The 14,730-nt window shown below is 73.0% G+C and carries 13 protein-coding genes and 1 riboswitch; of the genes, 9 read left to right on the plus strand and 4 right to left on the minus strand.

The genetic code is table 11. The annotated features are described in order from the left end of the window. Positions 1–8: 8 nt before the first annotated feature. Positions 9–377: an arsenate reductase family protein gene (locus tag ACZ56E_RS18835; RefSeq protein WP_468600325.1), complete on the minus strand. Its 369-nt coding sequence runs from the start codon at positions 375–377 to the stop codon at positions 9–11. A 168-nt stretch (positions 378–545) separates the two neighbouring features. On the opposite strand from ACZ56E_RS18835, the gene ACZ56E_RS18840 reads away from it, so the two are divergent. After that, positions 546–854 carry a hypothetical protein gene (locus ACZ56E_RS18840; RefSeq protein WP_468083479.1) on the plus strand — a complete coding sequence of 103 codons (309 nt, stop codon included), beginning with the start codon at positions 546–548 and terminating at the stop codon, positions 852–854. A gap of 89 nt (positions 855–943) precedes the next feature. Next, on the plus strand, positions 944–1,912 hold the full coding sequence (locus tag ACZ56E_RS18845) for an alpha/beta hydrolase family protein (protein ID WP_471215423.1): 969 nt from the start codon (positions 944–946) through the stop codon (positions 1,910–1,912). A gap of 57 nt (positions 1,913–1,969) precedes the next feature. Here ACZ56E_RS18845 and ACZ56E_RS18850 read toward each other — a convergent pair whose 3' ends face one another. Further along, entirely contained in the window at positions 1,970–2,725 is a 756-nt protein-coding gene (locus tag ACZ56E_RS18850; protein WP_471215425.1) for an alpha/beta hydrolase, read from the minus strand. Positions 2,726–2,742: 17 nt separating this feature from the next. Further along, a complete protein-coding gene (locus tag ACZ56E_RS18855; RefSeq protein ID WP_471215429.1) occupies positions 2,743–3,873 on the minus strand; it encodes a haloacid dehalogenase-like hydrolase in 1,131 nt (376 codons plus the stop codon). A 190-nt stretch (positions 3,874–4,063) separates the two neighbouring features. Here ACZ56E_RS18855 and ACZ56E_RS18860 point away from each other — a divergent pair, with 190 nt between their 5' ends. The 5 genes from ACZ56E_RS18860 to ACZ56E_RS18880 all read left to right on the plus strand — a co-directional run bounded on the left by ACZ56E_RS18860 (position 4,064) and on the right by ACZ56E_RS18880 (position 8,733). After that, positions 4,064–4,933: an AraC family transcriptional regulator gene (locus ACZ56E_RS18860; protein WP_471215434.1), complete on the plus strand. Its 870-nt coding sequence runs from the start codon at positions 4,064–4,066 to the stop codon at positions 4,931–4,933. Further along, a complete protein-coding gene (locus ACZ56E_RS18865; RefSeq protein ID WP_471215437.1) occupies positions 4,930–5,406 on the plus strand; it encodes a VOC family protein in 477 nt (158 codons plus the stop codon). Before ACZ56E_RS18860 ends, ACZ56E_RS18865 begins: the two co-directional genes overlap by 4 nt. Beyond that, positions 5,404–5,588, plus strand: a riboswitch (cobalamin riboswitch). Its footprint overlaps the gene before it by 3 nt. Before the next feature lie 66 nt (positions 5,589–5,654). Next, positions 5,655–6,719, plus strand: a complete 1,065-nt coding sequence (locus tag ACZ56E_RS18870) for an ABC transporter substrate-binding protein (RefSeq protein WP_471215440.1) — start codon at positions 5,655–5,657, stop codon at positions 6,717–6,719. A 47-nt stretch (positions 6,720–6,766) separates the two neighbouring features. Continuing rightward, entirely contained in the window at positions 6,767–7,816 is a 1,050-nt protein-coding gene (locus ACZ56E_RS18875) for a FecCD family ABC transporter permease (RefSeq protein WP_471215442.1), read from the plus strand. Between the two features lie 11 nt (positions 7,817–7,827). Beyond that, entirely contained in the window at positions 7,828–8,733 is a 906-nt protein-coding gene (locus ACZ56E_RS18880) for an ABC transporter ATP-binding protein (RefSeq protein ID WP_471215684.1), read from the plus strand. Between the two features lie 53 nt (positions 8,734–8,786). Here ACZ56E_RS18880 and ACZ56E_RS18885 read toward each other — a convergent pair whose 3' ends face one another. Then, entirely contained in the window at positions 8,787–10,373 is a 1,587-nt protein-coding gene (locus ACZ56E_RS18885; RefSeq protein ID WP_471215444.1) for an MFS transporter, read from the minus strand. 181 nt (positions 10,374–10,554) lie between these two features. Here ACZ56E_RS18885 and ACZ56E_RS18890 point away from each other — a divergent pair, with 181 nt between their 5' ends. Both ACZ56E_RS18890 and ACZ56E_RS18895 read left to right on the plus strand, forming a co-directional pair. Then, on the plus strand, positions 10,555–13,935 hold the full coding sequence (locus tag ACZ56E_RS18890) for an AfsR/SARP family transcriptional regulator (protein ID WP_471215446.1): 3,381 nt from the start codon (positions 10,555–10,557) through the stop codon (positions 13,933–13,935). Next, positions 13,932–14,729, plus strand: coding sequence for a metallophosphoesterase (locus ACZ56E_RS18895; RefSeq protein ID WP_471215448.1), 798 nt, complete (start codon positions 13,932–13,934; stop codon positions 14,727–14,729). Before ACZ56E_RS18890 ends, ACZ56E_RS18895 begins: the two co-directional genes overlap by 4 nt. Position 14,730 lies beyond the last annotated feature (1 nt).

The raw sequence follows: 14,730 nt of genomic DNA on the forward strand, positions 1-14,730 counted from the left end.
CCGCGGCCTCAGCGCGACAGCGCGTCCCGCACCGCTTCCTCCGTGCGGGCCACCACCGCCGTGCCGTCGTCCGCGGTGATGATGGGGCGCTGGATCAGCTTGGGGTGGTCGGCGAGGGCCTTGATCCAGCGGTCGCGGCCCGAGGCGTCGCGGGGCCAGGCCGCACGGTCCTTCAGGTCCAGGTCCTTGGCGGCCTGCTCCTGGGTCCTGGTGATGTCCCACGGTTCGAGGCCGAGGCGGTCGAGGACGGCACGGATCTCGTCCTCGGTCGGTACGTCGTCGAGGTAGCGGCGGACGGTGTAGTCGGCGCCCTCCGCGTCGAGCAGCGAGAGGGCGCTGCGGCACTTCGAACAGGCGGGGTTGATCCAGATCTCCATGCCCCACACGCTACCTCCGGAACACCCGTCCCGGGCCGCGCTGCACCCCCGTATTCGAACACCCCAAAGCCCCTCTGGCCAGCGGCGATTGTCAGTGCTCCCCGGTAGAATCAACATAGTGTTCGAGGGCGCCCGACGGGGGGTCCCGACCGCGACAGGAGGATGCCCGTGCCCGCTGCCGCACTCACGTCCAAGCGTGTGTCCAAGACCGTACCGAAGCCCGTCCTGATCGACTTGCCGTACGTACCACTGGAGAAGAAGGCGCTGCCCCCGGGCCGCCCCCGCGAGTGGTACGTCAACCACAACCGCCGCCTCAAGGCCATGCGCCTGGCCATCGCCCTGCTCGACTCGGGCGTCTACCTGCCGAACCAGGCGAAGAACAGCACGATACGGCGCATGGCGGAGGACGTCGGGATCCATCCGCCGTCCGACATCACCTGTCACATGGTGCGGGCGCTCATGCGGTACAGCCGCTGAGCGGACGCGGGGCCCGTGGAGGGAGCTGCCCTCCACGGGCCCCGCACAAGTCTGTGCGGCCAAGTGTGCGATGGGACATGCTGTGCCCCATGACCCAGCCGGAACCCGTCGGCATGCCCCAGCCGGAACCCGTCGGCGAACTGCCGCTCCTGACGACCGCCGAGCTCCCGGACGGCACCCGCCTGCCCGTGCGCGCACTCCGCGCCCCCGCACCGGAACGCTTCCTTCCGTCCGGCTCGGGCCCGGCACCCTGGCCGCCCCCGGCCCCCGCGGTGCTCATCCTGCCCGCGATGGGCACCCCCGCCCGCTTCTACCGCCGCTTCGCGCGCCAGCTGCACGACGAAGGGCTGACTGCGCTCACCGTCGACCTTCGCGGCCAGGGTGAGGCGACCCCGCGCGCCACCGGTCCCGGCGCGCCGGGACACGGCTACCGCGCGATCGTCGAGGAGGACATCCCCGCGGTCGTCGCGGCGATCCGCGCCGAGCTCGGCCCCGAACCGCCCCTGTACGTCCTCGGCCACAGCCTCGGCGGCCAACTCGCTCTCGTATACGCATCGCTGGCCGCCGGCCGGGTCGGCTCCGGAGTCGACGGGGTGGCGGTCGTCGCCACGGGATCGGTGTGGTGGCGCGCGTACGGCCCGTGGCGCGGACCCGGCCTGCTCCTTGCGCAGACGCTCATCACGGCGACGGCGGCCGTGCTCGGCCGCTGGCCGGGCGCCCGGCTCGGCTTCGGCGGCGACCAGCCCAAGGGCGTCATGCGCGACTGGGCCCGGCAGGTGCGCACGGGCCGCTACAGCGGCACGGGCTCCGCGCTCGACTACGAAGCGGCGCTCGCCACCTTGGAACTGCCCGTCCTCGCGGTCTCCGTCGACGACGACACGTTCGCCCCGGCCGCCGCCCTCGACCACCTGCTCGGCAAGGTCCCGCGGGCCCGCCTCACCCGCCGCCACTACGCGGCGCAGGAGGCGGGCGACCGGCTCGACCACTTCGCGTGGACCCGCGCGGGCGGCACGCTCGCCAAGTGGGTGGCGGCGTGGGCGGCGACGCCCGGGGCGTAGTCCGGACGGGCGGGCGACGGCTGATGGCCAGCGGAGTGGCCGGTGACCCGGCCCGGATCAGCCGAGCAGCGCGTCCACCAGCCGCCGCCGGTCCTCCGTGTGGTCCCGCAGCCAGGCGCCCAACGCGTGGTCGGCGTCCGGCAGGTCGAGCCGCTCGAACCGGGCCCGGGCGGCGAGCGCCTCGCCGACGGCCGACGTGACCTCGGGCGGGATCACGGCGTCGGTGCCGGGCACGACGAGCACCGCGCGCCCGCCGAAGCCCCGGTAGACGTCGAGCGCCGCGGACTCGCGCCACCGGCCCGGCGTACGGATGATCTCGCTGAAGCGGCCGTCGCCGTCGCCGAAGGGCAGCGGCCAGGCCTCCGCCGCGTACACGGCGGGCGCGCACAGGCCGACGCCCGTGACCCGCGCGCCGAAGCGGGCCACCAGGTCCGCCACCGTCTGCCCGCTCATGCTGAACCCGACGAACACCAGGCTGTCGGAGGCGGGCACCCGCCCCTCGACCACCGCGGCCGCCTGCGCGCACCGCCGCCGCAGACTCAACTCCCGCAGCGCGCCGGTGCTTTCGCCGTGTCCGGAGAAGTCCAGCGCGAGCGCCCGGCAGCCGCGCGCCGCGAACTCGGCCTGCAGAGCGGCCAGCCGCGCCTTGTTGCCGCCACCCGCACCGTGCAGCAGCACGACGGTGGTGGCGGGGGAACGTGCGACCTCGACATCGGGCAGCGCCTCGGCGCAGCTCAACGTCTCGCCGTCACAGGCGAAGGAGAAGGCGGACAGGGCAGGTTCGGTCTCCGTGGCGAGGAATTCCTGAGTCATGCCCCCATCCTGCGCCGTCAGCCGATCTGATCCGGCGTGACCGTCAGCCACCGCTTGTCGGCGGTCACCTTCTGGCCCAGCTCGCGCTGCCGCTCGGCGTTCTTCTTCTTCATCCCGTCGAGCTGCTTCATGTACGAGTCCTTGCGGTTGACCCAGACGCGCACACCACCGTGCTCCACGTCGGCGGAGTGGAACAGCATCGGCCCGTCGCTGACCGGCGTGTCACCGGCCACGAGGATCGGCTTCTTCCACTCGTCGATGTACGTGTTGATCGCCGCGGGCTTGCCCTCGTACCAGGTCAGCGGCGCCCACAGGTTCGGCGTCAGCTCGCGCTGCGCGAGCTTCTCGCGGTCCTTCTCGCCGAAGCGGCCCTCGGCGATCTCCTTGCGCGAGGTGGTCACCTCGCCGGTCCTGCGGTCCTTGAGCTGCATGGACACCCCGATGACGTTCTGCGGCTTCACGCCGTAGCCGTACTTCGGGTCGGCGAGCACCATGCGCACCAGGTCCTCGCTGGCCGCGCTGACCACGTACACCTCGATGCCGTGCGCCCGCAGCGTCTTGTACAGCTGCCGCATGCCGGGCGAGAACTCCGGCGCCTTCACCTCGGTCTTCGTCGGCTTGCCGTCCTCGTAGTACTCGGCGGGGATCGGCTTCTTGTACGCGAGGAGCTCGTCGACGTACCCCTTGAGCTCCTTCAGCGTGAAGCCGGAGAAGATCTGCGCGGCCCAGGGGTAGCAGATCTGGTCGTCCACCTCGCAGAGCCGGTTGTAGTAGCTGTAGAGGCTCTCCTTGTGCCCGGCCTTGTCCTTGAACGGGATGACCTTCAAGGACGGGTCCATGGTCTTGCGGCTCAGGACGCCCTTCATCTCCAGGAACGGCAGCAGCGACTCTTCGAGGTCGTTGCGGTACGTCGTGTTGTCCGCGTCGAAGACGGCGTACGCGCCCTTGTGGCCGTTCTCCGCGATGACCTTGCCGAGCTTCTTCGCGACGGGCTTCGGCCAGTGCGAAAGCTCACGGGCGGTGGCCCCGGAGGAGTCGGCGGCGGTCGCCTCGCTCGTCGGCCACAGCGCGCTGCCCGCGAGGACGGCGGCGGCCACCGCCCCCGTTGCACCGATGACGGCCAGCTTGCCCTTTGCCCGTACTGCCATGTCTCTACGTCCCTGCCGTTCCCTGAAAGCGATGCGCGGCCCCGTCCGGAGCGGCGCGCCATGCTATGGGCAGGGGCGCCCATTTCCCATGATCGAAGTCACCGGGGGCGGAGGGTATGGGGGCGGGCGACGGGGGTAGCGGTAGGGGACTCCGCGACGCGACCTGGCCATGCCCCGCATACTGGAACGCGTGGGTTCCCGTGAGTTCGTCCGGACCGTTCCACGGCTCGGCGGCATGGTCGTCTCCGCGACCGGCTACCGCACCGCGGGGCAGCGGCCCGCCCTGCACCGGGGCCTCCCGTCCCCGTATCTGACCCTGATCTTCTCGCTGGACGGGTCCATCGCCACCGGTAGCACCCCCGGTCAGGCCACGGGACCGGACGCGGCGCGCACCGACATCGTCGTGGGCGGCCTGCACCAGAGCCCCGCGTACGTCGTGCAGCCCGAGCACGAGGCGGGCATCCAGCTCGCCGTGCACCCCCTCGCGGCCCGCCCGCTCCTCGGTCTGCCCGCCGCGGAACTGGCCGGGCAGCTCGTCGTCGGCGGCACCGACGTCCTCGGCGACCGCGCCGCCGACATCCGCGAGCGCCTGTGCGAACTGGACCGCTGGGAGGACCGCTTCGCCCTGCTCGCCGGCTATCTGCGGCGGCGCGCGGCCGAGGACCGGGCCGCCGGGTCCGTACGCCCAGAGGTCGCCGAGGCCTGGGCGTGGCTGGCCAGGCACCGGGGCGCGGGCACCCTCGGCGGCCTGTCCCGGCACGTGGCGCTCAGCGAGCGCAGGCTGACCGCGCTGTTCCGCGCCGAGACCGGCCTGAGCCCCAAACAGGCCGCCCGCCTGATGCGTTTCCAGCACGCCAAGGCCGCCGTGGTCCGCGCCGTCGCGGCGGGCGGGCCGCCGGACCTCGCCCGGGTCGCCGCCGACACCGGCTACTACGACCACTCCCACCTCGTCCGCGACTTCCGGCAGTACACGGAGGCGAGCCCCACCCGCTGGCTGGCCGAAGAGTGCCGGAATATCCAAGCCGGGGCGCACGGGGCCGGCGAAGAGTGGGAGACATGAACACCGACACCACACCCGGCACGACATCCGAAACCAGCCCGCCGGCCCCCGCCATCTGGCCGGCCCTGCAGGCCCACGACGCCCCCGCGCTGATCGACTTCCTCGTCGGCACCGTCGGCTTCCTGCGCACCGCGGTCTACGAGGACGGCGGCCGCGTCGCCCACGCCCAGCTCGACTGGCCCGAGGGCGGCGGCATCATGCTCGGCTCGTACGACCCCGAGTCGGCCACCGAGGCCTGCGGGGAACCGGGCACGTCCGGCGCCTACGTCGTCACCGACCACGTGGACGCCCTGTACGCCCGCCTCACCGAGGCCGGCGTCAAGATCACCCGCGAGATCGAGGACAAGCCGTACGGCAGCCGCGAGTTCGGCATCGCGGACCCCGAGGGGAACCGCTGGTCCTTCGGCACCTACCGCGGTGAGCCGAGGCCCGCACCGGCCCACGGCGCGGACCGCCCCCGCGAAGGCGCGTGATAACTTGCGCAAGCCAGTCAAACCCACACTTGGGCCAGGGAATCCGGTGCGAATCCGGAACTGACGCGCAGCGGTGAGGGGGACGGGCGGGGCCACGGCCACTGGGCGTTCCAGGACGCCCGGGAAGGCGCCCCGCCCGGTCGATCCCGAGTCCGAAGACCTGCTGGCGCCTCCGCTCGCACACCGGGCGACGGAGGTCGTGACGCAGGCCAGGCTCCGCGTATGAGCCGCGAGACCCAAGGGATCACGTGTCCTCGACAGCCCGTATATGCCGTACAGCCCGTATATCCGCTCTGTCCGCCCTGCTCTGTGCCGGCACGCTCACGCTCACCGCGTGCGGCGGCGGCTCCGCGGAGAAATCGGCGGGCGAGAGCGCCGACGGCTATCCGGTGACGGTCGCCTCCTGCGGCAAGGAGGCGAAGGTCGACGCGCCGCCCCGGCGGGCCGTCTCCCTCGACCAGGGTTCCACGGAGATCCTCCTCTCCCTCGGCCTCGCCGACCGCATGGTCGGCACCGGCACCTGGACCGACCCGGTCCTGAAGAACCTGGAGAAGGACAACGCGAAGGTGGAGCGGCTCGCCGACCGCTACCCGGCGCTGGAGAAGGTCCTCTCCAAGGAGCCCGACTTCGTCAGCGCCTCCTTCCTCTACACGGTCGGCAAGGGCGGCGTCGCCGACCGCACGAAGTTCACCGAACTCGGCGTCCCCGTCTACGTCTCGCCCACCGACTGCGCGGGCAAGGACAACGACAGCGGCGGCGACGGCAAACGCGTCAAGACCCTCACCATGGACACCGTCTACAAAGAGGTGCGTGACCTGGCGAAGGTCTTCGACGTCGAGAAGCGCGGCGAGAAGCTGGTCTCGGACCTGAAGGGCAGGGTCGCCAAGGCCACGGAGGACATCGACGAGGCGGCCGCCTCCGACGTGACGCTCCTGTACTGGTTCGCCAACTCCGACGCCCCGTACATGGCGGGCTGCTGCGGTGCGCCCGGCATCATCACCCGCGAACTCGGTGCGAAGAACGTCTTCGACGACACCCGCGAAGAGTGGCCCCAGATCAACTGGGAAACCGTCGCCGACCGCGACCCCGACGTCCTCGTCATCGGCGACCTCACGCGCAAGTCGCAGTCGGCGGAGAGCGCGGCGGCGAAGATCAAGTTCCTGGAGTCCAACCCGGCGACGAAGAACCTGACCGCCGTGAAGAAGAAGCGGTACGTCCTCCTCAGCGGCCAGGCCATGAACCCGACGATCCGCACGGTCGACGGCATCGAACAGGTCGCAGCGGGCCTGCGGAAATTCGGACTCGTCAAGTGAGGGAGGCAGCACCGGGCAGGGACACGGTCCCCGCACCTGTTCTCCCCGTGGATGCCCCCGACCCCGTCGCCCCCTCCGTGCGGCACGGTCTGCGGATCGGGCTTCTCTGGGTGGGCGGGGTCGCCGCGCTCGTGCTGTCCGTTTCCGTGGCCGTCACCATCGGGCCCGCGGACATCTCCGTGCCGGACGTGTGGGCGGCCGTCGTCGCGCACCTCGGGTGGGGCGAGAGTCCGCTCACCCCGATCAGGGACGGCATCGTCTGGAACCTGCGGATGCCGCGCACCCTGCTCGCCGCGGTCTGCGGCGCGGGCCTCGCGGTCTGCGGGGCGGTCATGCAGTCGCTGCTCCGCAACCCCCTCGCCGACCCGTTCGTGCTCGGGGTGTCGTCCGGGGCGTCCACCGGAGCGGTCGCGGTCGTCGTGCTCGGCGTCGGCGGGGGAGTGGTGTCGGTCTCGGCGGGCGCCTTCGTGGGCGCGCTCTGCTCCTTCGCGCTGGTCCTGCTCCTGAGTCACACCCTCGGAGACACGACGGACCGGGTCGTGCTGTCGGGCGTGGCGGCCATGCAGCTGTTCTCCGCGCTGACGTCGTTCGTCGTCCTCACGACGGGCGACGCGGAGACCACCCGCGGCATCCTCTTCTGGCTCCTCGGCTCCCTCAGCGGGACCGGCTGGACGGACGTCTGGCTGTGCGGCGCGGTGCTCGCGGTGACACTGGTCGTCTGCCTGGGCCACGCCCGCACGCTCGACGCCTTCGCGTTCGGCCCGGAGGCCGCGGCGGCGCTGGGCGTCCGGGTGGCCCGCACCCGGCTCGTCCTGCTCTGCACGACCGCGCTCCTGACCGCCGCCCTGGTCAGCTCGGCGGGTGCCATCGGCTTCGTCGGCCTCGTCCTGCCGCACGCGGCCCGCGCGGTCGTCGGCTCCGGCCACGCCCGACTGCTCCCGGTCACCGCGCTCGCCGGCGCGGTGTTCCTGGTCTGGGTGGACACGCTGGCCCGCACGGCACTGGATCCCCAGGAGGTCCCGGTCGGCGTGGTGACCTCGCTCATCGGCGTACCGGCGTTCGTGGCCGTGCTGTACCGGACACGGAGGACGTCATGACGTACGACGTGATGGTGCCGGACGCCTCGGGTGGCGCGGGCGCGCCGGACGGCACGGGCGCCCCGGATGCACCTGACGCCCCCGGCCTGCGTGCCGAGCGGGTCTCCCGTGAGGCGGGCGGGCGGCTCGTCGTCGACGGCGTCAGCCTCGCGCCGCCCGACGGCGCCATGGTGGGGCTCCTCGGCCCCAACGGATCCGGCAAGTCCACGCTCCTGCGCCTCCTCGCGGGCGTCCTCGCCCCGGCCTCCGGAGTGGTCACCCTGGACGGCCGCCCGCTGTCCGACACGGGCCGCCGCGAGGTGGCGCGCCGGATCGCCGTGGTCGAGCAACACGCCTCGACGCAGGTCGAGTTGACCGTACGAGATGTCGTACGCCTGGGCCGCATCCCGCACCGCCGCGCGTGGTCGGCCCCCACGGCCCACGACGAGCGGGCCGTGCGCGATGCCCTGACGCGCACCGGGCTCGCCGAGCGCGCGGGGCAGGCCTGGCACACGCTCTCCGGCGGCGAGCGCCAACGCGTCCAGATCGCCCGCGCGCTGGCCCAGGAACCCCGCGAGCTCCTCCTCGACGAGCCGACCAACCACCTGGACATCCAGCACCAGTTGGACCTGCTGTCCCTGGTGGCGGAACTCCCCGTCACCAGCGTGATCGCGCTGCACGACCTCAACCTGGCGGCCATGTTCTGCGACCACCTGCTGGTCCTGAAGGACGGCACGGCGTACGCGGCGGGCACCCCGGCCGAGGTGATCACCGAGGAGCTGATCGCCGAGGTGTACGGGGTGCGGGCGGTGGTGACGCCGGGGGAGGGCGGCGTTTCCGAGGGGGGCCTTCGGGAAGGGGGCTTTCGGGACGGGGGTCTTCCCGAGGGGAGTCTTCCTGAGGGGGGCCGGCCTTCGGTGCGGTTCCTCCGCGGCTGAGGTGACCCCCGGTTTTCCCGGGGGTTCGCCCGTCGGGCGTCGCGTCGCGTCGCTCACTCCTCCGGCGCCCCGATGGGACGCACGTGCCGCAGCAACGCCATCGTGAGCCCGGCGAGCGCCGCCAGCAGCGCGGCGCTGATCAGGGCGACCGTGCCGAGCCCCGTGGCGAAGGCGTCCCGGGCGGCGCCGAGCAGCGCCTCGGCCGCACGCCCGTCCGGCAGCCCGTCCAGCTGCCCGTCGGCCGCGCCCCGCACCGCCGCGAGCCCCTCGCGCGCCGCGTCGGCGGTCTCCTGCGGAACGGCGTCCAAGGCGTCCGCGTCCGCCAGTTGCCCGCGGTAGACGGCCGTACCGACGCTGCCGAGGACGGCGACACCGAGCGCCGAGCCGAGTTCGGCACCGGTCTCGGACACCGAGGCCGCCGCCCCGGCACGCTCCGGCGGCGCCGACCCCACGATCATGTTCGTACCGAGCACCATCAGCGGCCCGAAGCCGAGCGTGACCACCGTGCTGCCGATGACGAGCGGTGCGAGCCCCGACGACGCGTCGACGCGCGAGATCAGCGCGAAGCCGACGCTCGCGACGAGCAGCCCGCCCGCGATGACCCGGGCGGGCCGCACGCGGCGTGCGATCCGCGGGGCGAGGCCGAGACCGGCGAACGTACCGGCGACGAACGGAATCATCCACAGCCCGGCGCGGACCGGCGAGAGCCCCTCGACCAGTTGCAGGTACTGCGTGAAGAACAGGGTCAGGGAGTGCAGGGTGATCATGCCGAGCAGGAACACGACGAGCGCCCCGCTGAACGCGCGCTCGGCGAAGAGCCGCAGGTCGAGAAGTGGATCGGCGAGCCGCCGCTGACGCAGCACGAAGATCCGGCCGAGGACGAGCCCGGCAGCGACGAAAGCGAGCGGAAGCGGCTCGGCGCCGTCCCGCGCCACCTCCTTGAGTCCGTGCACCACCGGCAGGATCGCGGCAAGCGACAGCAGCACGCTGAGCGGATCGAGGCGCCCGGGCGAGGAGGCGCGGTGCTCGGGCAGCAGCACGGGCGCGCAGATCAGGAGCAGCGCCATCACGGGCACACCGAGCAGGAAGACGGAACCCCACCAGAACCGCTCCAGCATCAGACCGCCCACGACCGGGCCGATGACCGCACCCACCGAGAAGGCCATCATCCACAGCCCGAACGCCCCGGCCCGCTGCGCGGGCTGCCGGAACATGGTGCTGATCAGCGACATCGTCGAGGGCAGCACCGAAGCCCCCGCGACACCGAGCAACGCCCGCGCGGCGATGAGCAGTTCGGCACTGGGAGCGAACGCGGCCAGCACGGAAGCCGCGCTGAACGCGGCGGCGCCGACCATCAGCAGGCGACGCCGCCCGATGCGGTCGCCGAGCGTGCCCATGGTGACGAGGAAGCCCGCGAGCATGAACGGGTACATGTCGGCGATCCACAGCGACTGCGTGCTGTCGGCGTGGAGATCGGCGCCGAGGGTGGGCAGCGCCATGTAGAGGACGGTGACGTCCATGGAGAGCAGGAGCGCGGGGAACGCGAGGACGGCGAGACCGATCCACTCGCGGGGCCCTGCGGGGGGTAGGGCGGACGGGTCGGGCGCCGCCGAGGCAGTAGAAGCTGAGGAAGTGGACATGCCGTCAGGCTGGGCGGCAGGGGTTCCGGAAAGGTTCTGGAAGGGTTCCGGAGGGGGCCGGCGGGGTTCCGGTGGAGAGCGGCCGACTCGGAAGGCAGGAGGCAAGAGCTCTGAGCTCAGAGCTCAGAGCTCAGAGTCCCGGAGTGATCAATTCCGGCCAGGCTGGACTACGTTGGGTGCCATGCGCTTCGCGATACTCGGCCCCCTGGAGGTGTGGACGGCCGACGGCAGACGGGTCTCCGTACCCGAGGCGAAGGTGCGCGCGCTCCTCGCCGACCTGCTGATCCGCGAGGGCCGCCCCGCCCCGGCCGACCGGCTCGTCGACGATCTCTGGGGCCAGGACCTGCCGGCCCGCCCGACCGGGACCCTGCGCAGCAAGATCTCCCGACTCCGCGGCGTCCTCGACGGCGCGGAGCCCGGAGCCCGCACGCTGATCACACACCAGCCCGCCGGTTACGCCCTGACCACCGCCCCCGGCACGGTCGACGCCCACCGATTCCACGTACTGGTGGACAAGGCGCGCGAGAGCGCCGACCCGCGCGTACGCGTGGAGTTGCTGGACGAGGCGCTGGCGCTGTGGCGGGGGCCGGCGTACGCGGACGTGGCGGGGGAGACGTTCGCCGAGGCCGCGGTCGCCCGGCTGGAGGAGGAGCGGCTGACGGCGTTGGAGGACCGTGCGGAAGCCCGCGCGGAGACCCGCGTCGAAGAGGGCGACGACCGCAGACTCGCCGGTGACATAGCCGAGTTGGCGGACCTGGTGGCCCGCCACCCGCTCCGCGAACGCCTCCGTGCCGCGCACCTGCGCGCGCTCTACCGCGCGGGCCGCCAGAGCGAGGCACTCGCCGCGTACCGCGATCTGAGCGACCTGCTGCGGACGGAACTGGGCGTCGACCCGGGCCCGGCCCTGACCGCCCTGCACACGGCGATCCTGAACCACGCCCCGGAACTGACCCCGACCCCACCGAACCCACCGGTTCCGCCGACCCCACCGGCTCCGCCGACCCCACCGACTCCGCCGAGTCACCGTCACCGTCGCCGTACCACCAACCTCCCCACCCCCCTCACCGACCTCATCGGCCGCGCCGACGCCGTGGAGGAGGCGCGAACACACCTCAAGGACAGCCGGCTGCTCACGCTCACGGGCCCGGGCGGCGTCGGCAAGACGCGCCTGGCTCTCGAGGTCGCCGGACGCCTGATGGAGGAGTACGGGGACCACGGGTCGTACGAGGAATCCGGGGAGTACGAAGGAGTCCACCTGGTCGAGTTGTCCGCGCGCGGCCAGACGCAGGCCGGGATCGCCGAGCTCGTGGCAGCGGCCCTGGGCGTCCGCGACGACGTCACGACGACCGCCGCACCGCGCGGGGACCACGCAACCCCGGCCGGCCTCCTGGACCGCATCACCGCGGCGCTCCGCACCCGCCGCGTCCTGCTCGTGCTCGACAACTGCGAGCACGTGGTCGAAGAAGCCGCGGAGGTCGTCCAGTCGCTGCTGACGGCGGCCCCGGACCTGCGGATCCTGGCCACGAGCCGCGAACCACTGGCCGTACCCGGAGAAACCCTCCAGACGGTCCCCCCACTGCAACTGCCGCCCCCCGAAGCCGATCCGACGCCGGAAGAGCTACAGGCGTCCAGCGCGGTCAGACTGTTCCTCGCCCGGGCCGCCGCCACCGCCCCCGGCTTCGCACTCGACGCGGACAACGCCGCCCCGGTCGCGGCGATCTGCCGGCGCCTGGACGGCCTGCCCCTCGCCCTCGAACTCGCCGCAACGCGCGTCCGCGGCCTCGGCGTCCACGAACTGGCGGCCCGCCTCGACGACCGCTTCCGCGTCCTCACCGCGGGCCACCGCGGCGCCCCGCCCCGCCAGCAGACACTCCGCGCCATGATCGACTGGAGCTGGGCCCTGCTCACGGAGCCCGAACGCGTCGTCCTGCGCCGCCTGGCGGTCCACGCGGACGGCTGCACGCTGCGGGCGGCGGAGGCGGTGTGCGCGGACCCGGACGAGGCGGGCCCCCGGGCGGCGGCCGTCCCCGCCGCCGACGTCCCCGACCTGCTCGCCCGCCTCGTCGACCGTTCCCTGGTCGCCACCGTCGAGACGGCGGACGGCATCCGCTACCGCCTGCTCGAATCGGTGGCGGCGTACAGCCTCCAGCACCTGCACGACGCGGGCGAGGACACCGACGTACGAGAACGCCACCGTCGTTACTACACCGACCTCGCCGAAGCGGCCGACCGCGACCTGCGCGGCCCCGCCCAGCGACGTGCCCTGCGCCTCCTGGACGCCGAGTCCGCCAACGTACGCGCGGCCATCCACGACGCGGCCCGGCACGCAGACGCCCACCGCGCGCTGCGCCTCGTCAACGCGACGACCTGGTTCGGCTACCTGCGCGGCCGCCTGGGCGGAGCACGCCGCGCCCTCGACACGGCCCTGGCCACGGCGGGCGAGGCACCACCGGGCGTACGCGCAGAGGCGCTGGCCTGGCGGCACGCGGTCGGCACGCTGACCCGCACGGCGGAGGACGCGGGCCCGGGCACCCCGCCCGGAACACAGACAGCGCACACCACACAGACCCCACAATCCGAACGCACCCCACCCGCCCTCATAGAGGACCCCGTACGACGGGCAAGGGTCCGCTGGTTCCAGGCCGCCGCGCTGCAGGGCTGCGGCGACCTCTCCGCGGGCGAGGACCTGATCACCCCCGTCCTCGCGGAGCTCCGCGCCCTGGACGACCGCTGGGGCGTCGCTGCCGCGCTCGGCACCCGCGCCCGGCAGGCGGCGACCGTCAGCGACCTGGCGACGCTCGGCGACGCGGGCGCGCAGAGCCTGCGCCTCTTCCGCGAACTGGGCGACGGCTGGGGCCAGTCGCAGGCCATGGCCCTGCTCGCCGTGCACGCAGAGGTCACCGGCGACCCCGAAAGAGCCGGCGCTCTGCACGGCGACGCGCTGCGTATCGCAGAGGACCTGCACCTCTGGGTCGACGCCTCCCACGCCCTGTCGGGACTCGGCCGCGTCGCCCTGCTGACCGGCGACCTCGACGGCGCCGACGCCCTGAACGAGCGGGCGCGCCGCCTCGCCGTCGAGCAGTCCGACGTCGTCGGCGAGTACTTCGCCGACCTGGGCCTCGGCCGCACGGCCCGCCGCCGGGGCAGGCCGGCGGACGCCGAGGCCCGCCTCCGCCCCTGGCTGGCCTGGACCCGGGCCATGGACTGGGGCCCCAAGACGGCCGCGCTCCTCACCGAGCTCGGCTTCCTCGCCGAACAGCGGGGCGACGCGGAGGAGGCCCTGAGCCTGCACCGCGAGGGCTACGCGACCGCACGCGCCACCGACAACCCCGGCCTGATCGCGCTGGCGCTCGAAGGCATGGCGGGCGCCCACACCCGCGCGGGCCGCCCGGCCCAGGCGACCCACCTGCTCGCGGCCGCGGCCCACCTCCGCGCCACGACGTCCACCCCGGTCCCCGCCACGGAACAGGCAGACGTAACGCGCATAGAGACGACGACACATGACGCCCTGAACGCCACACCCCCAGTCGCCCACCGACCGAACGAGGACCCGCAGCGATGACGATCGTGATAGCGCACCTGAGCGACACCCACATAGACACGCGCGAAGAGGACGACGGCCGCAGCATCGCCCGCACCAGGGCGGTCATGACGTACCTGAACAGCCTTCCGTACGACCTGGACGCCATCATCGCCACGGGCGACATCGCCGACCACGCGACCCCGTCCGAGTACGAGGCGGCCCGCAAGCTCCTCACCACCCGGCACCCCCTGCTGACCTGCCCGGGAAACCACGACGAACGCGCGGCGTACCGCGAACACTTCCTGGACGAACCGGCGACCCCCGGAGAGCCCCCGAGCGCGGCCCCGATCAACACCGCACTCACCACGGACCGCTTCACGCTGGCCCTGTGCGACACGTCGGTCCCCGGCGAGGACCACGGCCGCCTGGCGGACGAAACCCTGACGTGGCTGTCCGCCCTCCTCGCCGACACCCCGCCCACCAGCCCCGTCCTGATCGGCTTCCACCACCCGCCGGTGCCCCTGAACACCCCTTACGTGGACGACATCCGCCAGCACGACGAACACCGCTTGGCCGCCCTGACGTCACGCCACCCGAACATCACGGCCTTCCTCGCGGGCCACGCGCACACCCCCGCGGCCACCACCTTCGCGAACCGCCCCCTCCTGGTGGCCCCGGGCGTGGTCTCCACCCTCCGCCTCCCCTGGGAACCCCAGTCCCACCCGACCCACCACGTCCACCACGACCTGCCACCGGCGGTCACGTTCCACATCCTCGACGCCACGAACCGCCTGACGACGCACTACCGCCCGATCCCCCTCACCACGTCCTGAT

It is taken from the genome of Streptomyces sp. NPDC039480 (assembly GCF_055597165.1).